The sequence below is a fragment of the Achromobacter deleyi genome, assembly GCF_013116765.2.
Classification (GTDB): Bacteria; Pseudomonadota; Gammaproteobacteria; order Burkholderiales; family Burkholderiaceae_B; genus Achromobacter; species Achromobacter deleyi_A.
Genome location: NZ_CP074375.1, coordinates 4,230,047 through 4,251,825, shown reverse-complemented (window position 1 = coordinate 4,251,825; position 21,779 = coordinate 4,230,047). Strand labels below are relative to the sequence as shown.

General features: G+C 67.7%; 22 protein-coding genes. 15 read left to right on the top strand and 7 right to left on the bottom strand.

Translation table 11 applies throughout. From position 1 onward, the window contains the following. Positions 1-8: 8 nt before the first annotated feature. Together HLG70_RS19145 and HLG70_RS19140 are read left to right on the top strand one after the other, a co-directional pair. The gene (locus HLG70_RS19145) at positions 9-434 is read left to right on the top strand and encodes an acyl-CoA thioesterase (RefSeq protein ID WP_171667921.1); all 426 of its coding nucleotides are present in this window, start codon (positions 9-11) and stop codon (positions 432-434) included. A 52-nt stretch (positions 435-486) separates the two neighbouring features. Continuing rightward, positions 487-894: a RidA family protein gene (locus tag HLG70_RS19140; protein WP_171667922.1), complete on the top strand. Its 408-nt coding sequence runs from the start codon at positions 487-489 to the stop codon at positions 892-894. Between the two features lie 534 nt (positions 895-1,428). On the opposite strand, the gene HLG70_RS19135 is transcribed toward HLG70_RS19140, so the two are convergent. Continuing rightward, a complete protein-coding gene (locus HLG70_RS19135; RefSeq protein ID WP_171667915.1) occupies positions 1,429-2,415 on the bottom strand; it encodes an AraC family transcriptional regulator in 987 nt (328 codons plus the stop codon). A gap of 280 nt (positions 2,416-2,695) precedes the next feature. Between HLG70_RS19135 and HLG70_RS19130 the strand changes: the two genes are divergently transcribed. Genes HLG70_RS19130 through HLG70_RS19105 form a run of 6 tightly spaced genes read left to right on the top strand, consistent with a single transcriptional unit; the run spans position 2,696 to position 8,460 of the window. After that, the gene (locus HLG70_RS19130) at positions 2,696-3,874 is read left to right on the top strand and encodes an ABC transporter substrate-binding protein (protein ID WP_171667914.1); all 1,179 of its coding nucleotides are present in this window, start codon (positions 2,696-2,698) and stop codon (positions 3,872-3,874) included. A gap of 33 nt (positions 3,875-3,907) precedes the next feature. Next, entirely contained in the window at positions 3,908-5,152 is a 1,245-nt protein-coding gene (locus tag HLG70_RS19125) for a dienelactone hydrolase family protein (RefSeq protein ID WP_171667913.1), read from the top strand. 9 nt (positions 5,153-5,161) lie between these two features. Continuing rightward, a complete protein-coding gene (locus tag HLG70_RS19120) occupies positions 5,162-6,508 on the top strand; it encodes an aromatic ring-hydroxylating dioxygenase subunit alpha (protein ID WP_171667912.1) in 1,347 nt (448 codons plus the stop codon). Continuing rightward, complete coding sequence (locus HLG70_RS19115) at positions 6,499-7,032, top strand: aromatic-ring-hydroxylating dioxygenase subunit beta (protein WP_171667911.1); 534 nt, start codon at positions 6,499-6,501, stop codon at positions 7,030-7,032. The genes HLG70_RS19120 and HLG70_RS19115 overlap by 10 nt, the downstream gene beginning before the upstream one ends. After that, entirely contained in the window at positions 7,029-7,640 is a 612-nt protein-coding gene (locus HLG70_RS19110) for a cysteine hydrolase family protein (RefSeq protein ID WP_171667910.1), read from the top strand. The genes HLG70_RS19115 and HLG70_RS19110 overlap by 4 nt, the downstream gene beginning before the upstream one ends. Before the next feature lie 13 nt (positions 7,641-7,653). Then, the gene (locus HLG70_RS19105; RefSeq protein WP_171667909.1) at positions 7,654-8,460 is read left to right on the top strand and encodes an SDR family oxidoreductase; all 807 of its coding nucleotides are present in this window, start codon (positions 7,654-7,656) and stop codon (positions 8,458-8,460) included. A gap of 16 nt (positions 8,461-8,476) precedes the next feature. Here the strand turns inward: HLG70_RS19105 and HLG70_RS19100 are convergent, their stop codons facing one another. After that, complete coding sequence (locus HLG70_RS19100; protein ID WP_171667908.1) at positions 8,477-10,276, bottom strand: DUF342 domain-containing protein; 1,800 nt, start codon at positions 10,274-10,276, stop codon at positions 8,477-8,479. Between the two features lie 270 nt (positions 10,277-10,546). Here HLG70_RS19100 and HLG70_RS19095 point away from each other — a divergent pair, with 270 nt between their 5' ends. Beyond that, positions 10,547-11,302, top strand: coding sequence for a lytic transglycosylase domain-containing protein (locus tag HLG70_RS19095; protein ID WP_234103133.1), 756 nt, complete (start codon positions 10,547-10,549; stop codon positions 11,300-11,302). Positions 11,303-11,336: 34 nt separating this feature from the next. On the opposite strand, the gene hemL is transcribed toward HLG70_RS19095, so the two are convergent. The 3 genes from hemL to HLG70_RS19080 are packed head-to-tail and all read right to left on the bottom strand — an operon-like array spanning position 11,337 to position 14,091. Beyond that, on the bottom strand, positions 11,337-12,614 hold the full coding sequence (gene hemL / locus HLG70_RS19090; RefSeq protein WP_171667907.1) for a glutamate-1-semialdehyde 2,1-aminomutase: 1,278 nt from the start codon (positions 12,612-12,614) through the stop codon (positions 11,337-11,339). 5 nt (positions 12,615-12,619) lie between these two features. Continuing rightward, on the bottom strand, positions 12,620-13,285 hold the full coding sequence (gene thiE / locus HLG70_RS19085) for a thiamine phosphate synthase (protein WP_171667906.1): 666 nt from the start codon (positions 13,283-13,285) through the stop codon (positions 12,620-12,622). After that, positions 13,282-14,091 carry a hydroxymethylpyrimidine/phosphomethylpyrimidine kinase gene (locus tag HLG70_RS19080; protein WP_171667905.1) on the bottom strand — a complete coding sequence of 270 codons (810 nt, stop codon included), beginning with the start codon at positions 14,089-14,091 and terminating at the stop codon, positions 13,282-13,284. Before HLG70_RS19080 ends, thiE begins: the two co-directional genes overlap by 4 nt. A gap of 155 nt (positions 14,092-14,246) precedes the next feature. Here HLG70_RS19080 and HLG70_RS19075 point away from each other — a divergent pair, with 155 nt between their 5' ends. The 6 genes from HLG70_RS19075 to HLG70_RS19050 all read left to right on the top strand — a co-directional run bounded on the left by HLG70_RS19075 (position 14,247) and on the right by HLG70_RS19050 (position 18,505). Continuing rightward, positions 14,247-14,411, top strand: a complete 165-nt coding sequence (locus HLG70_RS19075; RefSeq protein WP_003814980.1) for a rubredoxin — start codon at positions 14,247-14,249, stop codon at positions 14,409-14,411. A gap of 147 nt (positions 14,412-14,558) precedes the next feature. Continuing rightward, a complete protein-coding gene (locus HLG70_RS19070) occupies positions 14,559-15,146 on the top strand; it encodes a YqgE/AlgH family protein (protein ID WP_171667904.1) in 588 nt (195 codons plus the stop codon). Next, entirely contained in the window at positions 15,139-15,540 is a 402-nt protein-coding gene (ruvX, locus tag HLG70_RS19065) for a Holliday junction resolvase RuvX (protein WP_171667903.1), read from the top strand. Before HLG70_RS19070 ends, ruvX begins: the two co-directional genes overlap by 8 nt. Positions 15,541-15,561: 21 nt before the next feature. Continuing rightward, positions 15,562-16,482 (top strand): aspartate carbamoyltransferase, encoded by a 921-nt coding sequence (locus HLG70_RS19060; protein WP_171667902.1) that lies wholly within the window; start codon positions 15,562-15,564, stop codon positions 16,480-16,482. After that, positions 16,479-17,768, top strand: coding sequence for a dihydroorotase (locus tag HLG70_RS19055; RefSeq protein ID WP_171667901.1), 1,290 nt, complete (start codon positions 16,479-16,481; stop codon positions 17,766-17,768). Before HLG70_RS19060 ends, HLG70_RS19055 begins: the two co-directional genes overlap by 4 nt. Further along, positions 17,765-18,505: a lysophospholipid acyltransferase family protein gene (locus HLG70_RS19050; RefSeq protein WP_171667900.1), complete on the top strand. Its 741-nt coding sequence runs from the start codon at positions 17,765-17,767 to the stop codon at positions 18,503-18,505. Before HLG70_RS19055 ends, HLG70_RS19050 begins: the two co-directional genes overlap by 4 nt. A 1,175-nt stretch (positions 18,506-19,680) precedes the next feature. Here HLG70_RS19050 and HLG70_RS19045 read toward each other — a convergent pair. Then, entirely contained in the window at positions 19,681-20,514 is an 834-nt protein-coding gene (locus HLG70_RS19045; RefSeq protein WP_171667899.1) for a symmetrical bis(5'-nucleosyl)-tetraphosphatase, read from the bottom strand. Then, the gene (gene lptG / locus HLG70_RS19040; RefSeq protein WP_171667898.1) at positions 20,511-21,689 is read right to left on the bottom strand and encodes an LPS export ABC transporter permease LptG; all 1,179 of its coding nucleotides are present in this window, start codon (positions 21,687-21,689) and stop codon (positions 20,511-20,513) included. Before lptG ends, HLG70_RS19045 begins: the two co-directional genes overlap by 4 nt. Positions 21,690-21,779: the final 90 nt, after the last annotated feature.

Sequence of the window (21,779 nt, the reverse complement as noted above, 5' to 3'; positions counted from 1 at the left end):
GAAACATCATGGCAGCACCCTTCATCAGCCAGGTCGAGGTTCGCTTTCGTCATTGCGATCCGGCGGGCATCGTGTTCTACCCGCGCTACTTCGAGATGATCAACGATTTTGTCGAGGAGTGGTTCGACAAGGGAATGGGGCTGCCGTTTCATGCGCTGCATGTGGAGCGGCACATCGGTACGCCGATGGCGTCGGTGACGTGTGATTTCAGCGCGCCCAGCCGCTGGCATGAAAAGCTGCGGCAGACGCTGGAGGTGCAGCGCATCGGCGGCGCGTCGTTCAAGGCGCTGGTGCGTTTCGAGGGGCCGGACGGCCAACTGAGGTTGTCGGCGGTGTTGACGATCGTGACGGTGGATCTGCGGACGATGAAGTCGATGCCGCTGCCCGCGGATCTGCGGGAGCGCATGCAGGATTATCTGGCGTCCGCGGCGTAGGCGGCGGGCTCCACCCCTGTGGTTTTTTTATTTATCAATAGGATGAGACGTTATGAAGATTCTGCAACCGCCGGATTGGATGGCGCCCCGGGGCTATTCGAATGGTGTGCTCACCGAGATGCAGGTGGGCAGCAAGCTTGTGTTCGTGGGCGGGCAGGTGGGGTGGAACGGCCAGCAGCAGTTCGAGTCGGATGATCTGGCGGACCAGGTGCGCCAGACCTTGTCGAACATTGTGGCGATCCTGGCTGAAGGCGGTGCGAAGCCCGAACATATTGTCCGGATGACCTGGTATGTCACCGACAAGGATGAGTATGTGGCGGCGTATCCGGCTATCGGCAAGCACTACCGGGAGTTCATCGGGCGGCATTTTCCGGCGATGACGGCGGTGGAGGTGGCGGATCTGGTGGAAGAACGCGCCAAGGTGGAGATTGAAGTGACGGCGGTTGTGCCGGCGGAGTGATCGCTGGCGGTAACGGTGTATCGAGGGTTCGCTGCTTTTGCCGTCCGGCCGGCACTGGGGGGTGGATGTGGCGGGCCTTCGGTGCTTCGGGTTCTTTTGTGGGTTTTTTTGCTGCCTGATGCGCTTGGGGGGTTCTTTAGGCGCCTGGCGCGTCGGGGGCCTGCGGTGCGCGGGGCTGCGATTGCGGTCCGGAGCCTTCGCTCCGGACTTCCCCGTTGTCATCTTCGTCAGCGCCTGCGGCGCTTCCTTCAGATTCCCTCGGGCTTATCGACGCCCCGCGCACCGCAGGCCCCCGACGCGCCAGGCTCTGGTGGATTGATCTTCACGGGCGCTGGGGCGGTTGGTGTTCTTCTGGTTCTTGCCACGCTTGGCGTGGTGGTGGAGGATCTTGCGGGGCCCGCCCCAGGCCGGCCGCGCGGGCGGCCTTGTGGGGCTTACGCGGTGTTTGGCGTCGGGGCGTTGTTGGTTCTTTGTGGCGTTGGAGTTGTTTGCGCCACGCATTTTCCGGTGCGCTGCTGCGGCCCGTTCGCGGCCTTATCCTCCTAGGCGCCGGGTTTCCCTTGGCAATTCGCCGAAGCGTTCGCGGTAGTACTCCGAGAACCGTCCCAGGTGTCCGAAGCCTACGCTCAGCGCGACTTCGGTGACGCTGGCGTCGGCGTCCAATTTCAGTCTGCTTCTGGCTGCGTCCAGCCTGAATGCGCGCAGCGCGTTCATGGGCGTGGTGTTTCTGTGTTCCTGGAACAGGCGGGTCAGGGCGGTGGCGCTGGCGCCGGCGTGGCGGGCGATGTCGGTCAGGGTCAGGGGGGCGCCCAGGCGGTCGCGCATGTAGGTCTCGGCGATGCTGAGCCGGCGCGGGACGGACGTGGTCCCGCCGGCATGGGCTTGCCAGGTGTTGGGCTGGTTGTAGAGCAGGTGCAGCACCAGCGTGTCTTCCAGGTGTTCCAGCCATGCGGCGGGCGGGCGGCGGGGGCCGTCGTCCAGGATGGGCAGCAGGTGGATCAGGCTGGTCATCATGCTGCGCCAGGCGGCGCCGATGGGCGTGTCCAGTCGCAGCGCGGGGCTGAAGTCCAGGGGGCGGGCGGCGGCATCGCCGAAGGCGCGCTGGCCCATGGCTTCGAGCTTGCCTCGGGGAATCTTCAGCAGCAGTTGTTCGCAGCCGGCCTCCCAGTGCAGCCGCAGCGGACGGTTGGGGGCGATGACGGCGGCGCAGTCGGGGGTGGCGTCGACGCGTTCGTCGCCGCATTCGATGCAGGCGCGGCCGCGCAGGGGGACCTGCACCAGCATGAAATCCTGGAGGCGGTCGGGTTCGATGTGGACTTCGGCGCCGTAGCGCAACGTACAGACTGTCAGCGAGCCGAAGCGGCCCCGGTTGAGCTGCGCGTCCACGCGGCCGCCCTTCCAGGTCAGGCGGTGGTCTTTCAGTGCTTCGGAGACGCGCGCGCGCGTCTCGTCCCGCTGGGTGGAGCTGAAGACGCGCTGCTTGAACAAGGGCGCCAGCGCAAGTCGGGACCAGCCGTGCATGGATGCCTCCGGGACGGGACCCCTCCCGTATCTGCGGCCAGCGTAATTTAAACGGCGCGCGTTGGGAATTAAGTGAATCCCGGATAAGACTGGCGGTATTCGGATAGAGCCGGGAGGGCAGGCGGCCTACTCTTGCCTGCAGGCCCTGCAAGCGTCTGTTGGAGGGCGGCGCCGCGGCGCGTAAGCTGGGCGACTTTGATTCGCTGCATGCGTGAACCGACGGCAGACGGGTTCTGTCAGCTTTCCGCCAGCGTGGCTGGCGGTGAAAACGGGGTGGCTCATGGTTCGAAATCTCTGGAGCCGGCGCGCGCTGGCGGCGCTGGTTTGCATGACGGCCGCGGCGGGCGCCTCGGCGGCCGGCACGGTCAAGGTGGGTCTGCTCACTACTCTTTCCGGGCCGGGTGCGGCGCTGGGCAACGAGATCCGGGACGGCTTCAATCTGGCGCTGGCCCATACCGGCGGCAAGCTGGGCGGTCTCACGGCGGAAGTGGTTGTCGCCGATGACCAGCAGAAGGCGGATACGGGACGCCAGGCGGTCGAGCGGCTGCTCAAGCGCGACCGCGTGGACGTGATGACGGGCATCGTCTTTTCCAATGTGCTGCTGCCGGTGATGCCCGCCATCCTGCAGTCCGGCACCATCTATCTCAGCACCAATACCGGGCCGGAAAACTATGCCGGCGCCGGCTGTAATCCCAATTTCTTCGCGGTGGCCTGGCAGAACGAGGACATCCCGGCGGCCATGGGCAAATACGCCGCGGACCAGGGCTACAAGCGCGTGGCGCTGATCGCGCCCGACTATCCGGGCGGGCGCGAATCGCTCAACGGCTTCAAGCGCCTGTACAAGGGCGGGTTGTCGGAAGAGATCTACACCCAGCTCGGCCAGCTGGACTATGGCGTCGAGATCACGCGGCTGCGCGCAAGCAAGCCCGATGCGGTGTTCTTCTTTCTGCCGGGCGGCATGGGCGTGAACTTCATCAAGCAATTCAATGGCGCGGGGCTGTCCAAGGATATTGCGCTCTTGGCACCGGGCTTTTCGGGCGACGAGGACACCATCGGGGCGGTGGGCGCGCCGATCGAAGGCCTGCGCAACACGTCGCAGTGGGCATCCGACCTGGACAACCCGACCAACCGCAAGTTTGTCGAGGATTTCAGGAAGACCTACAACCGCAGCCCCACGCTGTATGCGTCCCAGGGCTATGACGCCGCCATGTTGCTGGACAGCGCGGTGCGCCAGACGGGCGGCAAGCTGGATGCGGAAGCCCTGCGGCCGGCTTTGCGGCGCGCGGACTTCAAGTCGGTGCGCGGAGACTTCAAATTCAACCGTAATCAGTATCCGGTCCAGAACTACTACCTGCGCGTCGTCGAGGCGGGGGCGGGCGGCAAGCTGGCCAACAAGCTGTCGGGCACGGTGCTGACCCAGTACCAGGATCCTTTCGCCGCCGCCTGCCAGATGAAGTAGGGCGGGCGGGTGTTTGCATCACAGGAGATACGCATGACCCAGAACATTACGACGCGCGAGGTGACGGTCGCTTCGCACGATGGCAAGTCCTTCGGCGCCTATCTGGCCGTCCCGGCCAGCGGTCGCGGGCCGGGGCTGGTGCTGTGCCAGGAGATTTTCGGCGTCAACGATTTCATGCGCCGCGCCGCGCAGCTGCTGGCCGAGGAAGGCTATGTGGTGCTGGTGCCCGATCTGTTCTGGCGCCAGCAGCCGGGCATCCAGCTGACGGACGGCCCCGCCGACATGCCGCGCGCCTTCGAACTCTATAAGGGATTCGATGTGGAGCTGGGCGTGAAGGATATCGCCTCGACGCTGGCGGCGCTGCGCGCCTTGCCCGAACAGGAGGGCGGCGCCGGCGTGCTGGGCTACTGCCTGGGCGGCAAGCTGGCCTTTCTTGCCGCCTGTCGCACGGACGCGGACGTGGCGGTGGGCTACTACGGCGTGGGCATCGAGGACAGCCTGGAAGAGGCCTCCGCGCTGCGGGGACGGCTGGTGCTGCACATCGCCGAGCAGGACGGGTTCTGTCCGCCAGAGGCGCGCCAGCGCATCCTGGCGGCGCTGGGCGGCAAGCCGGGCGTGGAGCTCTATGTCTACCCCGGCATGGACCACGCCTTTGCGCGCACGGGTGGCGAGCACTACGACAAGCCGTCCGCGCTGATGGCGCACCAGCGCAGCATGGCCGCGCTGCAACGCGCGATCGGTCCGGAGTTCGATTATTCGTATCTGTGGGACAAGCACTGCGAATACGAATTCGGCACGCGCGACGTGGCCGCCACCATGGCGACGATGGTGGCCGAGCCCTACGTGAACCACATCCCCACCATGACGGGGGGCGTTGGCCACAAGGAGCTTTCGCGCTTCTACCAGCACCATTTCGTCAACAGCAATCCTCCAGACACGCGTCTGGTGCCCCTGTCGCGCACGGTGGGCGCCACGCAGATCGTCGACGAGCTGCTGTTCTGCTTCACGCACACCACCGAGATCGACTGGATGCTGCCCGGCGTGCCGCCCACCGGCAAGTATGTCGAGATCCCGCTGGTGGCCATCGTGAAGTTCCGCGGCGACAAGCTCTATCACGAGCACATCTATTGGGACCAGGCCAGCGTGCTGGTGCAGGTGGGCCTGCTGGACCCGAAGGGCCTGCCCACGGCCGGCCGCGAAACCGCGGCCAAGCTGCTGGACGAGACCTTGCCGTCCAACACGCTGATGGCGCGCTGGAAAGACAGCGAGAACAAATAGGAGACCGGCATGAGCTATAGCGACGATCAACTGGCGTCCATGGTGCGGGGCGACAGCGTGCACCGGGGCGTCTATACCGACCCGGCCATCTTCGACCTGGAAATGCGGCGGATCTACGGCCGTGCCTGGATCTATGTGGGCCACGAAAGCCAGGTGCCCAAGACGGGCGACTATCACACCACCCGGGTGGGCGACCAGGACGTGCTGATGGTGCGCGCCGCCGACGGCCGCGTGCATGTGCTGTACAACCGCTGTCCCCACAAGGGCGCGAAGGTGGTGGCGGACGGCGAGGGCTGCGTCGGCAAGTTCTTCCGCTGCCCGTATCACGCCTGGACCTTCAAGCTGGACGGCAGCCATCTGGGCGTGCCCCTGAAGCAGGGCCTGGAAGGCACTTCCTATGACCCCGCCGATCCTTCGTTTTCCATGCGGCGCCTGCCGCGCGTGGATAGTTACCGGGGGTTCGTGTTCGCCAGCCAGTCCACGGACGGCCAGGCGCTCGAAGACTTCCTGGGCGGCGTGCGCTCGTCCATCGACAACCTCTGCGACCGGTCACCGGTGGGCGAGGTGGAAGTGGCGGGCGGTATTTTCCGCGTCATGCAGCGCTCGAACTGGAAGGTGTTCTACGAGAACCTGCACGACACGATGCACGCCCGCGTCACCCATGAATCGTCCTATGCCGCCGCGCGCGACGAGGCCAAGGAAATGGGCGAGATGCCGCTGGAACTGCACATCATGGACGGCAACGGCGAGCCCTACGAATTCTGGGAAAAGCTGGAATTGCGCGCCTACGACAACGGCCACGGCTACATGGAAGGCATCTTCAATCCTGGCGCCGCCGAGCGCGATCCCGTGTCGCGCGCGCATTTCGAGGCGCTGACGGCCGCCTATGGCGAAGAGCGCGCTCGCGAGATCCTGGGCATGAATCGCCACAACACGGTCATCTACGGTAGCGGTTCGCCGCATACCGTGTTCCAGCAATTCCGCGTGATCCGTCCGATCGCGGTCGACCGGACCCTGATCGAGATCCAGACGTTCCGCTGCAAGGGCGCGCCGGACGGCGTGTTCAAGCGCGCCATGCTGTATGCCAACGTCATCAATTCGCCGTCGTCCAACGTCATGCCGGACGATATCGAGCTTTACAACCGCTGCCAGGAAGGCAATGCCACGCGCGGCGGCGATTGGGTGAGCATGCACCGCTATCACGGCAGCGACCGCAGCGCTGCCGATGGGATGGTGTCGGTGAACGGCACCAGCGAGCTGCCCATGCGCAATCAGTTCCGCGCCTGGAAGGCCTACATGGAGGCTGGCGCCACTGCCGTGGACGCAACGGCCAAGGGAGAGGGCGCATGCTGCTAGATCTGGATTTCGACGTGGGCACGGCGGATCTGTCGCCGGCCGAGGTGCCGGCCGAGGCCTACCATCGCATCGCCCAGTTCCTGTACCGCGAGGCCCGGATGCTGGACGAACGGCGCTACGACGACTGGCAGTCGCTCTGGACGCCGGACGGCATGTACTGGATGCCGCGGGTGCCCGGCCAGCAGAGCCCCTACGACCATATCTCGCTGTTCTGGGAGGACCGCATGCTGCGCGATGTGCGCATCCGGCGCCTGGAGCATCCGCGCAACTGGTCGCAGCAGCCGCCCACGCGCAGCGTGCGGCTGGTGGGAAGCGTCCAGGTCGAGGGCGTGGACGCGGGGGGCAACCTGGTGGTGCATTCGGTCTTCCAGATGACCGAATGGCGCAAGCGCCAGCCGCGCCAGCTGGCCGGCCGCTACACCCACAAGCTGGCCGCCGAGGGCGAGGGCTGGCGCATCCGCATGAAGCGGGTGGACCTCGTCAACTGCGACGACGCACATGACGTTTTCGAGGTCTTCGTGTGAAAGAGACCGACGTCGCGGTGCTGGCGCTGCACTATCAGAACGATGTGCTGCATCCGGATGGCAAGATCCGCGTGGGGCTGGACGCCGACGGCGGGGCGCGCCAGCGCCTGCTGGACAACGCCGGCGCCCTGCTCGAAGGCGCGCGCGCCCATGCCCTGCCCATCGTGCATGTGCGCATCGCGTTCCGGCCGGACTACGCCGACCTGCTGCCCAACTGCGCCATCTTCCGCAACGTGGCCACGATAGGCGCGGTGGCGGAAGGGCAGTGGGGCAGCGCGTTTTATGACGGGCTGCAGCCGCTGTCCGGCAGCGCGCGCGAGTTCATTGTGAAGCACACGCGCATCAGCGCCTTCTACGGCACGCCGCTGGAAGAGACCTTGCGGCTGCTCGGCGCGCGGCGGCTGGTGGTGGCCGGCGTGGCCACGCATTCGGTGGTGGAAGGCACGGTCCGCCACGCCGCCGACATCGGCTTTAGCGTGATGGTGGCGCAGGACGCCTGCGCGTCCGCCGACCCCGCGGTGCATGAGGCGTCGCTGGCCAGCATGCGGCTGATTGCGCAAACGGGCACGGTGGCGGAAGCTGTGCGCTGGGCCGCCGCGCCATACTGATCAAGGAACGTTCATGGATTTCACAGGCTTTCCCGGCCTGGCGGGCAAGACCGCCATCGTCACCGGCAGCACCCAGGGGCTGGGCGCGGACATCGCGCGCGGATTCGCCGCGGCCGGCGCCAATGTGGTGCTGGTCGGCCGCAACGCCGAGGCCGGCCGCGCCCTGGAGCAGGCGCTGGATGGCCGGGCGCTGTATTGCGAAACCGATATCGGCCAGGACAGCCAGATCCAGCGCTGCATAGATGCCGCCCTGGCGCGCTTCGGCCGGCTCGACATCCTGGTGAACAACGCCTGCCAGTATGCGGACCGCGGCCTGGCCTCGAGCCGCGAGGAATGGCACCGCACGCTGGATACGAACCTGGTGTCGGCCGCCATCTTCACGCAGCTGGCGGCGCCGTGCTTGCGGCGCGGCGGCGTGGTGGTGAACATGGGCAGCACGGGCGGCAAGTTCGGCGCGGCCGGGCGGGCGCTATACCCGGCCTCCAAGGCGGCGTTGCTGCAGATCACCAAGAACTTCGCGGTGGAGCTGGCGCCGGCCGGCGTGCGCGTGCTGGCCGTGTCGCCGGCCTGGACCTGGTCGCCTTCGGTCGAGCAGTTGGCGGGCGGTTCGCGCGAGGCCGCCGATGCCGTGGGCGCGCATTTCCACCCCTTGGGCCGGGTCGGCTCGGGCGAAGAGATCGCCGCCGCCGTGTGCTTTGCATGCTCGGATGCGGCGTCCTGGATGACCGGCGTGGACATCCCGGTGGACGGCGGGTTTTCCATCCTGGGGCCGGACCGCGGCATTTCGCCGCGCGCCTGGTTCAAGGAACTGGCGCCCTGAGGGGCGCCGGGCGAGGTCAGCGGATGACGATCTCGCCTTCTTCCAGGCCGGCCTTGCCGCCCACCTGGTCTTCCAGGAACTCCTGCATCTTGTTGCCCAGGTGAATCGTCGTGCCGCTGCAGAAGCGGCGGCTGGCGGCAATGGTGGCGTTGTGCTGGGGCAGGAGGTCGCGGATGAGCTGGGCTTCCTCTTCTTCAAGGGCAGCCAGATCGCCGATGAGCTTGGCGTGGGTGTTGCGCGCGCGCTCGACCACGTCGCCCGTGGCGCGCTGGGGATTGGCTTGCAGGAACATCAGCAACTGTTCCAGCTTGGCCTTTTCTTCGTTCATCTTCAGGCGCTTGCGCGTCAACGCCGTGCGCTTGATGTCGGCGTGCGGGTCCAGGCCGGCCTGCACCAGCGTCGGGATGCCGGAGGGCGAGCCGATGGTGCCGGCGCGAACCGCCAGCAGGGCGCGGGTTTCGCCGCCCGTGATGGCGCTTTGCTGGGTATTCGGCGGGCCGACGTTCACGCTGCCGCCGGCGGCGATGTGGCTTTGCCGGATTTCGCGTTCGACATCGATATCGCTGCCCGCGCTGATGACGGCATTCTCGATGAACTTCGCGCGCAGCGCGCCGCCACAGACGATGTGGGCGGTGCGCGCGCCGGCTGCGGCGTCGTGCAGGGTCTCGGCCATGCCGATGATGCCGCCCTTGACCGTGACGCTGCCGCCGGCTTCCACCAGGGCCGCCTCCACGGTGCCGTTGACGACCACGTCGCCGGTCACGCGGACTTCCATGGTGGCGCTGATGTCGCCGCGCACCTGCAGCGATCCCTCGAATGTGATGTTGCCCGTGGACAGGTTGACGGCGTCCACCTCCACCATCGGATTCACCTGCACGCCCTGGCTGATCAGCGTGGGGGTGCCTGCGATGGCCGCGCGCAGCAGCAGCGGATCTTCCGGATCGATCGCGACGCCGGACAGCTCCTTGGAGAAGGGGGTGTCGGGCAACTCGTCCGGAAGCACGGCTTCGCCCAGCACGTTGGTCCCGTCCACGCCGGGCAGCGGCGGAACCCGACGCATCAGGGGCGTGCCCGGCGACACCAGCAGCAGGCTGCCCAGGTCGCGGTAGTCTACCTGGGCCAGTTCGTCGATGTCTTCGGCGCGCGGCTTCAGGCGATCCAGCAGGCTCTCGAAGCGGGTCGGGGTGCCCCGCGTGGGCGGCGTGCCTTGCGCGACCAGGATGGTTCCGTGGCGTCCTTGTTCCACCGCCTCGGCCAGCGCCTGTTGCAGCACGCCATGGACGATGCCTTGATCGGCCAGGGCCTGGCGCACCGCGTCCAGCGTGACGGGCTTGCCGCCCTTGGGCGGTTGCAATGTCAGCGTCGCGGCCATGCGGCTGGCGTCCAGCTCGACTTCGAAGGTGCCGTCCACGACCTTGCCGACGGGACTCTGCACCGTGTCGGCGGCGGTCCGGCACAGGTCAATGAAGGCCAGGATGGCGTGGTTGTCGAGCGCCTCGGCCGCCCAGCCTTGCGCGGCGGCGGCGACGACCAGGGTGTCCCAGTTGGGCAGGTCGGCATTGACGATGGGGGCTTCCGCATCGGCATCGGCATCGGCGGACTCGTCGGCGACGGCGATGTCGGGGGCCTGTTCGTACACCTGTTCGGCCGCGGCCTCGGCTCCCGCCGCGTAAGGGGCGGTCTCGAGGGGGGCTTGCTCGGGCGCGGCGTCGCCCGAGGGAGAGGTATGGGCGGGCCGGACCGGCGGGGTATATACCGCAGTCAGGACGTTCGTGTTGGCATCCAGCAGCAGCTGGAGCGTGTTTTCTGCGCCCATCTCACCCTCTCTCCTGCCCGGCACGAAGCGGCCAGGTTCAATCATTTAGTAATTGAACGAAATATTACGTCATATTCTAAGCCGCTATCCCAGTTATCCGCGAGTAGGGTCAAATATATCAACCTTATGGCGTAGTTGTGTCCCCATTTTTCCCTGGGACGCGGGGCGCCGGGTCTGGACTAGGGCATAGGCAGGAAAGACAAAGCGGAAGGGTGGTCGCAGCATAGGAACTCGCCAACGCGTCTCACGACGCCGCCGGAGCCCCGTCCCATGTCCTCTCCACCCTTTCCCATTCTTACGGCCATGCGCGCCCTTCTGGCGCGCGCCGGCGGGATGGCGGCGGTGGCGGCCCTGGTGACGGGTGCTCTGGCGCTGGCGCCTTCCGCGCCGGCCCAGGCCGCCGAGACCTACCGCTACAAAGACCCGTTTGGCGTCTGGCGGGCCATGAAGGTGCCCAATGGCTACGGTAAATATTACAAGCGGGCGCTGACGCGCACGGCTCTGCGTGGCGGCCCCGCCGACAGCCTTTGCCTGCCCTGTGATCCCGAGCCGGGCGACGGGGCGCGCCGGACCTCGCTGGCGCCGGTCGCGCGCGAATTGAGTTGGACAGGGGTCAAGCCGACCACCAAGCATGACGGCCTGATTGCCCGCGCCGCGCGGGACTCCGGCGTGGACCAGGCTTTGCTGACCGCGATCATCGCGATCGAATCCGGCTTTCGCAGCGATGCCCGCTCGCCCAAGGGCGCACTGGGCCTGATGCAGCTGATGCCGGCCACGGCCGCTCCGCTGCTGTCGGTGGTCGATGTCGAGCGCGCGCTGGTGGATCCGGCGACGAATGTGCAGGCGGGATCGCGTCATCTGCGCCGCCTGATCGACCAGTACCCCGGCCGGCTGGACCTGGCCCTGGCCGCGTACAACGCGGGCGAGGGCGCCGTGCGCAAATACGATGCGGTGCCGCCCTACGCGGAAACCCAGGCCTACGTGCGTAATGTGACGGCCCTGTACGAGCAGTACAAGGCGCCTTGAAGGGAGCGGGCCGCGGGCCGGCTCCCTTTGCCGGTCAGAGGGCCGCGAAGACCTTCTCGGCGATGTCCAGCGTGGACTGGATCACCGCGTCGTCGTGCGTGGCCGACACAAAGCCGGCTTCGAAGGCGGACGGCGCGAAATGCACGCCGTGGTCCAGCATGGCGTGGAAGAAGCGATTGAACGCCGCCGTATCGCAGGCCGAGACCTGGGCGAACGAGGCCGGCACCGTGTCGCTGAAGTAGATGCCGAACATGCCCCCTACCGAATCGGCCGAGAACGGCAGGCCGGCGGCGCGGGCCCGCTCCTGCAGGCCCTGGGCCAGCTTGGCGGTCTGGGCCGACAGCTTCTCGTAGAAGCCCGGCGCGGCGATCAGGCGCAGCGTGGCCAGGCCCGCGGCCACGGCCACCGGGTTGCCCGACAGCGTGCCGGCCTGGTAGACCCCGCCCAGCGGAGCGATGTGCTTCATGATTTCGGCGCTGCCGCCGAAGGCGCCCACCGGCATGCCGCCGCCGATCACCTTGGCCAGCGTGGTGATGTCCGGCTTGACGCCGGTCAGGCCCTGCACGCCTTGCGGCCCGACGCGAAAGCCCGTCATGACCTCGTCGAAAATCAGCAGCGCGCCGTGTTGCGTGCAGACTTCGCGCAGGCCTTCCAGGAAGCCCGCCGCCGGCTTGATCAGGTTCATGTTGCCGGCGACCGGCTCCACGATGATGCAGGCGATGTCGGCGCCGTGCTGGGCAAAGGCTTCGCGCACGGCATCCAGGTTGTTGTATTCGAGGGTCAGCGTGTGCGACACGAATTCCGGCGGCACGCCGGCCGAGCTGGGGTTGCCGAAGGTCAGCAGTCCCGAGCCGGCCTTGACCAGCAGGCTGTCCGAATGGCCGTGGTAGCAGCCTTCGAACTTCACGATCTTGGCGCGGCCGGTGGCGCCGCGCGCCAGGCGGATGGCCGTCATGGTGGCTTCGGTGCCCGAACTGACCAGGCGCACCTGCTCCAGCGAGGGCAGGCGCGAGATCAGCACTTCGGCCAGCTCGATTTCGGCCTCCGTGGGGGCGCCGAAGGACAGGCCGTTGACGGCGGCTTCCTGGACCGCGCGCACCACTTCAGGATGCGAATGGCCCAGGATGGCGGGTCCCCAGGACCCGACGTAGTCGATGTACTGCTTGTCTTCCGCGTCCCAGACATACGGACCTTGCGCGCGCTTGATGAAGCGCGGCGTGCCGCCCACGGAGCGGAAGGCGCGCACGGGCGAGTTGACGCCGCCAGGGATGCTGCGGCAGGCGCGTTCGAAAAGCTGAGCGTTACGGGACATGGCGTTCAAGGCTTGCGGTTGGGGTTGGCGGAATAGGGCGCGGAGCAGGCCGCCGCGGCGGCCCGGATGCTGGGCGCTTCGAACAGCCCGGTGATGACGGCGATGGAGTCGGCTCCAGCCTGGGCCACCAGCGGGGCGTTGTCGGGCGTGATGCCGCCGATGGCGACCACGGCGGGCCGGGGCGCGTCGCGGTCTTCCACCAGGCGGCGGGCTTCGGTCAGGACGGACAGCGGCGCGCGCACGGTGTCCGGCTTGACGGTGGAGGCGAACATGGCGCCGAAGGCGATGTAGTCGGCGCCGGCGTCGAGCAGCTCGCGCGCGCGGCCCAGGTCGTCGTAGCTGGAGCCGCCCAGGATCAGGTCGGGGCCGGCTTCCTTGCGGATGCGCGCCAGGCTGTCGTCGTCGCGGCCCACGTGCGCGCCGTCGGCGCCCACGTCCAGCGCCAGGCGCCAGTCGTCATTGATCAGGAAGACCACGCCCAGTTCGCGGCACAGCGGCGCTAGCGCGCGGGCCTGTTCGGCGCGCACGGCGTCGGGCACTTTCTTGCGGCGCAGCTGCAGCGAGCGCATGCCGCCTTCCGCGGCCTGACGCACGGCCAGCATCAGGCGGTCGGTATCGTCCCATTCGGGGGTGACGCCATACAGGCCGGAGGGAAAACGCAGCGGCTTCATTGCGGGAGGATCCGGTTGGGGATGCGCCGGCCCATGCCCGGCAGGAAGCTGGCGGCGACGGATGCGTCGGCGTGCGCCAGGCCCTGGCGCACCGCTTCGGGCATTTCCAGCCCGCGCGCCAGCATGGCGGTGATGGCGGTGGCGGCCAGGCCGCCGGCGTCGCCGTTGCGGTCCGGAGGCGTCTGCCACGGCCAGGTGTGCGTCTGGCCGCCCGGGCCCAGCAGCACGTTGGCCAGATGGCCGGGGCGCTGGGGGCTGCCCAGCACCAGGACCCACTCGGCGCCCGCCGCCACCAGGGCGTGCATGGGCGACGGTGCGTCCCCGATATCTATGTCGCCGTCGGCGTGCCACTGCGCCAGGCGCAGGTGCTCGATGACCAGCAGGTCCGTCTGCGGCAGCACGAGTTCCAGCGTCGCGGCCAGCAGGTCGTCGGCCTCGTCCTCGTCGGCGGCGTCGGCCGGCAACTGGGCGCGCTGGCCCAGGTGCAATACGAGCGGCACCTGGCTGTAGTCGGCGGCGACCTGCGCCGCGACGCTGGCCGTTTCCGCGGTGTATAGTCCGCCCACCTTGATGGCCTGCACGGACATGTCTTCGAGCAGGCAGCGCGCCTGGTCGTCCAGCAGGTCTGGCGAAACGGGATGGATTTCTTCGATGCCGGCGGTGTCCTGCACGGTCAGCGCCGTGACGGCCGCAAGGCCGTGACAGCCCAGGCGGGCGCAGGTGACGGCGTCCGCGGGCAGGCCGTCCGAGCCCGAGGGATCGAGCGGGCCGAAGACCAAAACGAGAGGGGGAGTAACGGGGGCCACTTGACTGCGCTTGAGTGAGGGTTCCCGGGACTCATTTGGGATGAATCAGGGGAACCCCTATTGGGTTTCGGTAAGATTGTCCCCATTCTAATGGAAGCCCCCCACCTTTGCCCCACCGCGGGGACCACGGTGGGGAATTGATGTAAGAGAGAACTATGCGTACTTGGATGTGTCTGATTTGTGGCTGGGTCTATGACGAAGAGGCCGGCCTGCCCGACGAAGGCATTGCTCCTGGCACCCGCTGGGAAGACGTGCCGCCGAATTGGGTCTGTCCTGAATGCGGCGCCCGCAAAGAGGACTTTGAACTGATGGAAATCTGAACCCGTACCGCCGACATATTCCGCCAGGGCTCGTAAGATGGGGGTATACCCCATCCCTCGTAACCGTCGGACTGCCGCCAGGCATGATGGGTCGCGTTCGCGCGGCCTCTCCAACGGTTCTCTCAGACTACCCATGAAGGGGTTGCCATGACGGAAAAACTTCACGAAGACGCCACGACGCAGGCGGCCAACTTCGCCAATCAGTTCCTGATCGCCATGCCGGGCATGGTGGAAGGAAGCCTGGCGGGAGCCGTCATCTACGTGTGCGAGCACACCGAACGCGGCGCGCTGGGCCTGGTCATCAACCGGCCCACCGACCTGACGCTGGGCACGCTGTTCGAGCGCATCGACCTGACGCTCGAGATCGGGCCGGTCAAGGACACGTTCGTCTTTTTTGGCGGCCCGGTCCAGACCGACCGCGGGTTTGTATTGCATGCGCCCGCTGGCGACTACAGCTCCAGCATCAAGATGGGCGACATGGCGCTGACGACCTCGCGCGACGTGCTGCAGGCCGTGGCCGACGGCACCGGACCCGCCCGCATGCTGGTCACGCTGGGCTATGCCGGCTGGGGCGCGGGCCAGCTCGAAAGCGAGATGGGCCAGAACGCCTGGCTCAGCGTGGGCGCCGACGACCACATCATCTTCGACGTGCCTCCCGAAGACCGCTACCCCGCCGCGCTGAAGCTGCTGGGCATCGATCCCGTAATGCTGGCCGGCGACGCGGGCCATGCGTGAAGAAACACTGCTTGCCTTCGACTTCGGCGAGAAGAAGATCGGCATTGCCATCGGCAACACGCTGACGCGCCAGGCGCGTCCCCTGGAAATCATTTTCGGCGAGATCCGCGAGGCGCGCTTTGGCCGCATCGCGGCGCTTCTGCAGGAATGGCAGCCCCAGCGCGTGGTCGTGGGGCTGGCGCTGGACGCCGACGGCGCCGAGCAGCCCGCCACCGCGCGCTGCCGTCGCTTCGCCAATCAGCTCCATGGCCGTTTCGGCCTCGCCGTCGAACTGGTGGACGAGCGCGGCTCCAGCATGGAGGCGCAGCGCCTGCTCGGCACGCACGCCGCGGACGACGCGATGGCCGCGGCGGTTATCCTGCAACGCTATCTGGATACCTTGCCCGCGTCCTGATGGCCGCGGCCTGTCCTGCCCATGCTCAATCCGCAACTTGACCGCCGCGGCGAACTCATACACCTGCTGACAACGGAAGGGCTGCCGCGGCGCCATGTCGAGCGGCTGCTGGACGCGGCGCGCGCCGACGCGGCGGTTGGCGCCGCGCCGCCCGATGCGGCGTCGCGGTTGCCGGTGTTCCTGTGCCTGCCCGACGACGCCACGGCGGACCGCGAGGCCTTTGCCGCCGCCGCGGCCCGCCTGTCCATGCTGCCCGTGCCGCTGGAAGCGGGGGCCGGCGATGCGCTGGCCAAGACCGTCAGTGCGCTGGCCCCGGGCCTGCTGGTGCTGCGCCACGCCCAAAGCGGCGCGGCGCACTGCGCGGCGGCCCACGCGGGGCCTGGCCTGCGCATCATCAACGCGGGCGACGGCCGGCACGCCGATCCCTTGCCGGCCTTGGCGCTGGTGCAGGCCATCATCGAGATCAAGCTCGATCTGACCAATCTGGTCGTGACGCTGGTGGGCGACATCCGTCACTCGCGCCTGGCCCGTTCCGTCATCCACGTCCTCACCACCCTGGGCGTGCCCGAGGTGCGCGTGGCGGCGCCGCGCACGCTGCTGCCCGATGGCCTGCCGCAATTGGGCGCGCGCGCGTGCGCCACCCTGGCGGAAGGCCTGTGCGACGCCGACGTCATCATCGTGTTGCCGCTGGACGTGGAACGGATCAGCGGCGCGCAACTGCCTTCCGCGCGGGAGTATGCGTATACGCACGGGCTGACGCCCGCGGCCCTGGCGGTCGCCAAGCCCGATGCCTTGCTGTTGCCCGCAGCCCGGCTTGCGCCCGGCGTGGAGGTGGATGGCGATATCGCGGCCAGCCTTGCGCCGGTCGAGGCGCGGCTGGCCGATATTGAACAGCATTTGCGCCTGGCCGCCCTGCGCGTGCTGGCCGGAGACGCGCCATGAGGCTGCACATCGCCAATGGCCGGCTGATCGATCCCGCGCATGGGGTGGACGGACGGCATGACCTCTACATCGCCCAGGGCCACGTGGTCGCCGTGGGCGACGCGCCCGACGGCTTTCAGGCCGATCGCCGCCTGGACGCCAGCGGACTGGCGGTGCTGCCGGGCCTGGTCGATCTGTCGGCGCGGGTGTCGCAGCCCGGCGCCGCGGGACTCGCGCCGGCCGAACTGCGCGCCGCGCTGGCCGGCGGCGTGACCCGCCTGGTGCTGCCGCCGGACGCGGATGCGCCGCCGGACGAACCGACCAAGGTGGAAGCGCTGATGCGCCATGCGCAGGCCGGGCAGTGCGTGGTCCATCCGCTGGGCGCGATGACGGTGGGGCTGGCGGGGGAAACGCTGACGGAAATGGCGCTGCTGGCGCAGGCCGGCTGTATCGCCTTTGCGCAGGGCGAATCGGGCATTGCCGACACGCGGGTGCTTTGGGGCGCGCTGCGCTACGCCAGCGGCCTGGGCCATACGCTGTGGCTGCGGCCGCAGGATCCGTGGCTGGCGCGTGGCGCGTCGGCCGCCAGCGGTGCCTATGCCGAACGCCTGGGGCTGGAAGGGCTGCCCGTGCAGGCGGAGACGGTGGCGCTGCACACCATCTTCGAGTTGCAGCGCGCCACCGGCGCCCGTGTGCACCTGACGCGGCTGTCGACGGCCGCGGGGCTGGACCTGCTGCGCGCCGCCAGGCGCGAGGGCTTGCCGGTCACGGCCGACGTGTCCGCCAACAGCCTGCACCTGACCGATGTGGACATCGGTTTCTTCGACACCAATTTCCACCTGAATCCGCCCTTGCGCGGCCAGCGCGACCGCGATGCCATCCAGGCGGCCCTGGCCGATGGCGTGATCGACGCCCTGTGCTCCGATCACACCCCGGTGGACAACCGCGGCAAGGCCCAGCCGTTTGCGGCCTCCGCGCCGGGCGCGACGGGGCTGGAGCTGCTGCTGTCCTTGACCTTGAAGTGGGTGCGCGACAGCCGCCGCCCGCTGGCCGAAGCGCTGGCGCGGGTAACGTCCGGCCCGGCGGCAGTGCTGGGCAGGATCGCGCCGCACGCCGCGCCCGCCGGGCACCTGGGCGTGGGCGCGCCCGCGGACCTGTGCCTGGCCGACCTGGAAGCCGAATGGCTGGTGACCCCCGCAGCGCTTCAGAGCCGCAGCGGCCACACCCCTTTCGCGGGTATGATGCTGCCCGGCCGTGTACGCGTCACCGTGGTCGGTGGCCAACTGGCCTGGGAGACTCCAGTTTGAAGCTGCTGCGCTTTGTCTTACGCCTGAGCCTTGTCCTGCCCTTGATCGTCTTCGGCCTGCTCTGCGTGGGCCTGGTGTATCCCCTGATGCGGCCCGCCGCAAGGGCCAGGCTGAACCGGCGCTGGTCGCGCTGGCTGATGGCGGCCTGTGGACTGCGGGTCGTCTTCAAGGGCGAGCCGCGCCTGGCGGGTCCGGTGCTGCTGGTGGCCAACCATGTCTCGTGGATCGATATCTTCGTGCTGAATTCGGCGCGCGCCACGTCGTTCGTCGCCAAGAGCGAGATCCGCAGCTGGCCCGTCATCGGCTGGCTGGTGGCCGGCGCCGGCACGCTGTTCATCGAACGCGGCCAGCGCCACGCGGTCCACGCGATGGGCGAGTCGATGCAAGCCCGTTTCAAGCAGGGCGACGCCGTCGGCCTGTTCCCCGAGGGCACGACGACCGAAGGTTTCGAGCTCCTCCCTTTTCACGCCAGCCTGTTTGAACCGGCTCGCTCCGCGGCCATCGAAATCCAACCGGTGGCCCTGCGTTTTCTTCAGCACGGCGAGCGCAGCGGTTATGCGGCGTTCGTGGGGGAGGAGTCGCTGGTGGCTAATCTTTGGCGGGTGCTGGGGGTGACGGGCCTGGCGGTCGAGGTGGTGTTCTTGCCGCCGTTGGCGGCTCGGCATCCGGATGGGAGTCTGCCTACTCGGCTGGAGTTGTCTCATCAGGCTCGGGATGCGATTCTGAGTGCGCTTTGAGGCTGCGGGTTTTGGCTTCGTAGGTGCTTGCTGTTGGGTCTTTGCTGGCGCCTGTTTCAGTTCTTCGTAGGTCGCCCGGCGACGCGGGCGGTGGGGTTGCGAGCGCCCGCCATCGCGGTCCGGAGCCTTCGCTCCGGACTGCCCCGTCGTCATCTTCGTCCAGGCCTTCGGCCTTCCCTACAGATTCCCTCGGGCGCATGGAGGTTGCTCGCAACCCCACCGCCCGCGCCGCCGGGCTACGAGCGTCTGGGTGTGATGCGCTGCTAGAGCTGTGGTCGGGGCAGGGAATCTGCGGGGCCGCCGAATGCGGCCGCGCGGGCGGCTGCATTCGGCATCTGTTATCGAGGTCGTTGAGACGGTGTGCGCTTGCGCGGATGCGCAGGCTGGTTCTCTATTGGCGCTCTCGTCAAGGGGGGAGGGGCGGTGATGGGCGGCGCGCGGCGGTGAGCTGCTTGCGCATCCGGACCTGTACGCGCGCCGCCCATCGGGCACTGGTGTTGCTTTGATGCTTCGCGTGCGGCTGCGTTGGATTTGCGTTCTTGCCGGGGGTACGCTTGTGGAAGATCTTGCGGTGCTCGCCCCTGGTCGGCCGCGCGGGCGGCCTCGGGGGCTTTGGCGGTGTCCTGCGGGTGAGGATGCGCGCGCCATTAATCTCCATTTCAACTCCAATGCCCGATGGGCGGCGCGCGCGTACAGGTCTGCGCGCGCAAGCGATACGCCGCCGCGCGCCGCCCATCACCGCCCCTTCCCCCTGACTGCGGTGCCATTCGCAAACCAGGCTCCGCCAGCGCGCAAGCGCACACCGCCTCAACGCCCAGACGCCCATATGCCGAATGCAGCCGCCCGCGCGGCCGCATTCGGCGGCCCCGCAGATTCCCTGCCCCGACCACAGCTCTAACAGCGCAACAAGCCAAGACGGCGGCAGCCCGTCGGCGCGGGCGGTGAGGCTGCGAGCAACCTCCATGCGCCCGAGGGAATCTGAAGGAACCGCCGAAGGCGGTGACGAAGATGACGAGGGGGAAGTCCGGAGCGGAGGCTCCGGACCGCAATGGCGGGCGCTCGCAGCCTCACCGCCCGCGACGATGGGCGACCTACGAAGCACTGAAGCGGCGACCTACGAAGATTCGAAGCAAGCTCTGACGCAGGCCTAAAGCCCAGCCCAGAACAAACCCCCGTCACTCAGACAACGGATTCTGAAACTGCGAACACTTGATCTGCACCAGCTTCCGATCCTGCAACCGCAACGCCGTCAACGATCCCCCCCACACGCAGCCGGTGTCCAGGCAGATGACGTCCGGGCGCTGCAGCAGTCCCAGGGTCGACCAATGGCCGAAGACAGTCGTCACATTGCGCGTTGCGCGATTGGGGACGTCGAACCAGGGGACCAGCCCTGGCGGCCAGGCGCCCGGCGTCACCTTGGTGGCGAATTCCATGTGCCCGTTCGGCGTGCACAGGCGGATACGCGTCAGCGCATTGATGATGACCCGCATCCGCTTGCCGCCCTTGTGGTCTTCCTTCCACGTGGCCGGCTCGTTGCCGTACATCTTTTGCAGCGCCTTTTGCCAATTCGGCCCGCGCAGCGCGTCCTGGACCTCGCCGGCCAGGGCCAGCGTCTTGGCGACATCCCACTTGGCCAGCGTGCCCGCATGGACCAGGAGGTGGCCTTGCTCGAAATGCGCCAGGGGACGGAACCGCAGCCAATTGATCAGGTCGGCCGAATCCGGCGCCCGGAGGACATCCTCGAGCGTGTCGGACTTGGACGGCTTGCGCACGCCGGCGGCCGCGGCCAGCAGGTGCAGGTCATGGTTGCCCAGCACCACGGTCGCGCGATCGCCCAGGTCGATGATACGACGCAGGGTCTCGAGCGACTGCGGACCGCGGTTGACCAGATCCCCGGCGAACCAGAAGCGCGATTGGGGGTCGCCGACCAGTTCGGGGTGGGACAGCAAGCGATCCAGCGGCGAGCAGCAACCCTGCACGTCGCCGATCATCCAGATACTGCCGTTCATGCGGGACTCTTACTCCAAGGCCAACGTTGTTGGACGATACGGGTAATGGTGTGGCGGTATTCCATGTAGCTCATGGCGCCCAGCGCCAGGATCATCGCGCCCAGATTCGGGCCCAGGGCGGTCAGCCAGGGAGGCCACTTGCCCAGCATGCCCACGTTGAGGGCCAGCTGGTTCAGCATGAAGAAGCCCACGCCCAGCAGAATGCCCAGGAAAACCTTGGCGCCGACGCCGCCGCGGCGGGTCTGCATCAGTCCGATGGGAGCAGCGATCGTGATCATGACCAGCAGGGTGAATGGATAAGCCAGTTTGCGCCACAAGGCGACAACCTGTCGACCGTATTGCAGCTGGTTGTTGCGCAAATAGTCCACGTAGTCCAGCAGCGTGACGATGGACATGCGTTCCGGGGTCAGAACGCGCGCCAGCAGGCGTTCGGCGCTCAGCGTGGTGTCCACCGTGCGCTCGGGCAGCTTCACCACGGTGGCGGGCGGATTCTTCGGCGGGCGCGCGTTGGCCAGGGCCTCGGCGGCCTCGGCGTCCAGGCGCGTCTCGGCCACGTCCTTTAGCACCAGGTCGCCATGCGCGAACAGGCCCGAGGGGGCCGTGGACAGCACGGACAGCGTCAGGTCTTTCTTGAATTCGTAGAGGGTCACGCCGCTCACCTGGCCGTCGCCCTTCAGTTCGGCGATGTTGATGATGCGCGTGCCGCCGTTGGCGGTGGGTTCCTTGAACCAATAGCCGCTCTTCAGGCGGTCCCCGCCGGCCTTGCCGCGGAACATCAGGTTGGCTTCGCCGGTTTTCATCTCGGCCCACGGCGTGACGTATTCGGACAACAGGCCCGCGCCGATCATCAGCGGGATCGTGACGATCCACAGCATCCGCAGCAGGCGCATGCCGCTCACGCCGGACACCCGCAGGATGACGAGTTCGTTGCGCTGGGCCAGCCCGGCCAGCGCCAGAATGGCGCCGATCAGCAGTCCGATGGGCAGCAGGTCGTAGAGACGGGTGGGGATCGCCAGCGCCTGCATGTAGAGCAGGGCCATCAGGGAGAACTTGTCGCCCACGTTGTCCAGGTCGTCCACCAGTGCGAAGAACGTGAAAAGGCCGAGCAGGGCCAGAAGGACCACTGCGCAAGAGCGATAGATCTCGCGGGCCAGGTAGCGACGTGCGGTACGCATGTAAGGAGAAGGAGTGGAGCGCGTAAACGTGAAAGCTTAACAAATCCCGCCGCTTAGGGTGGGGCTGCAGGACCGATGCATCCGGTTTTC

Coding starts and splice junctions, on each gene's coding strand:
- thiE (WP_171667906.1), bottom strand. CDS start 13,285: ATGAAGCCGCTGCGTTTTCCCTCCGGCCTGTATGGCGTCACCCCCGAA.
- HLG70_RS19125 (WP_171667913.1), top strand. CDS start 3,908: ATGACCCAGAACATTACGACGCGCGAGGTGACGGTCGCTTCGCACGAT.
- HLG70_RS19130 (WP_171667914.1), top strand. CDS start 2,696: ATGGTTCGAAATCTCTGGAGCCGGCGCGCGCTGGCGGCGCTGGTTTGC.
- HLG70_RS19140 (WP_171667922.1), top strand. CDS start 487: ATGAAGATTCTGCAACCGCCGGATTGGATGGCGCCCCGGGGCTATTCG.
- HLG70_RS19095 (WP_234103133.1), top strand. CDS start 10,547: ATGTCCTCTCCACCCTTTCCCATTCTTACGGCCATGCGCGCCCTTCTG.
- HLG70_RS19070 (WP_171667904.1), top strand. CDS start 14,559: ATGACGGAAAAACTTCACGAAGACGCCACGACGCAGGCGGCCAACTTC.
- ruvX (WP_171667903.1), top strand. CDS start 15,139: ATGCGTGAAGAAACACTGCTTGCCTTCGACTTCGGCGAGAAGAAGATC.
- HLG70_RS19145 (WP_171667921.1), top strand. CDS start 9: ATGGCAGCACCCTTCATCAGCCAGGTCGAGGTTCGCTTTCGTCATTGC.
- HLG70_RS19120 (WP_171667912.1), top strand. CDS start 5,162: ATGAGCTATAGCGACGATCAACTGGCGTCCATGGTGCGGGGCGACAGC.
- HLG70_RS19075 (WP_003814980.1), top strand. CDS start 14,247: ATGCGTACTTGGATGTGTCTGATTTGTGGCTGGGTCTATGACGAAGAG.
- HLG70_RS19105 (WP_171667909.1), top strand. CDS start 7,654: ATGGATTTCACAGGCTTTCCCGGCCTGGCGGGCAAGACCGCCATCGTC.
- HLG70_RS19045 (WP_171667899.1), bottom strand. CDS start 20,514: ATGAACGGCAGTATCTGGATGATCGGCGACGTGCAGGGTTGCTGCTCG.
- HLG70_RS19060 (WP_171667902.1), top strand. CDS start 15,562: ATGCTCAATCCGCAACTTGACCGCCGCGGCGAACTCATACACCTGCTG.
- HLG70_RS19135 (WP_171667915.1), bottom strand. CDS start 2,415: ATGCACGGCTGGTCCCGACTTGCGCTGGCGCCCTTGTTCAAGCAGCGC.
- HLG70_RS19115 (WP_171667911.1), top strand. CDS start 6,499: ATGCTGCTAGATCTGGATTTCGACGTGGGCACGGCGGATCTGTCGCCG.
- HLG70_RS19100 (WP_171667908.1), bottom strand. CDS start 10,276: ATGGGCGCAGAAAACACGCTCCAGCTGCTGCTGGATGCCAACACGAAC.
- hemL (WP_171667907.1), bottom strand. CDS start 12,614: ATGTCCCGTAACGCTCAGCTTTTCGAACGCGCCTGCCGCAGCATCCCT.
- HLG70_RS19055 (WP_171667901.1), top strand. CDS start 16,479: ATGAGGCTGCACATCGCCAATGGCCGGCTGATCGATCCCGCGCATGGG.
- lptG (WP_171667898.1), bottom strand. CDS start 21,689: ATGCGTACCGCACGTCGCTACCTGGCCCGCGAGATCTATCGCTCTTGC.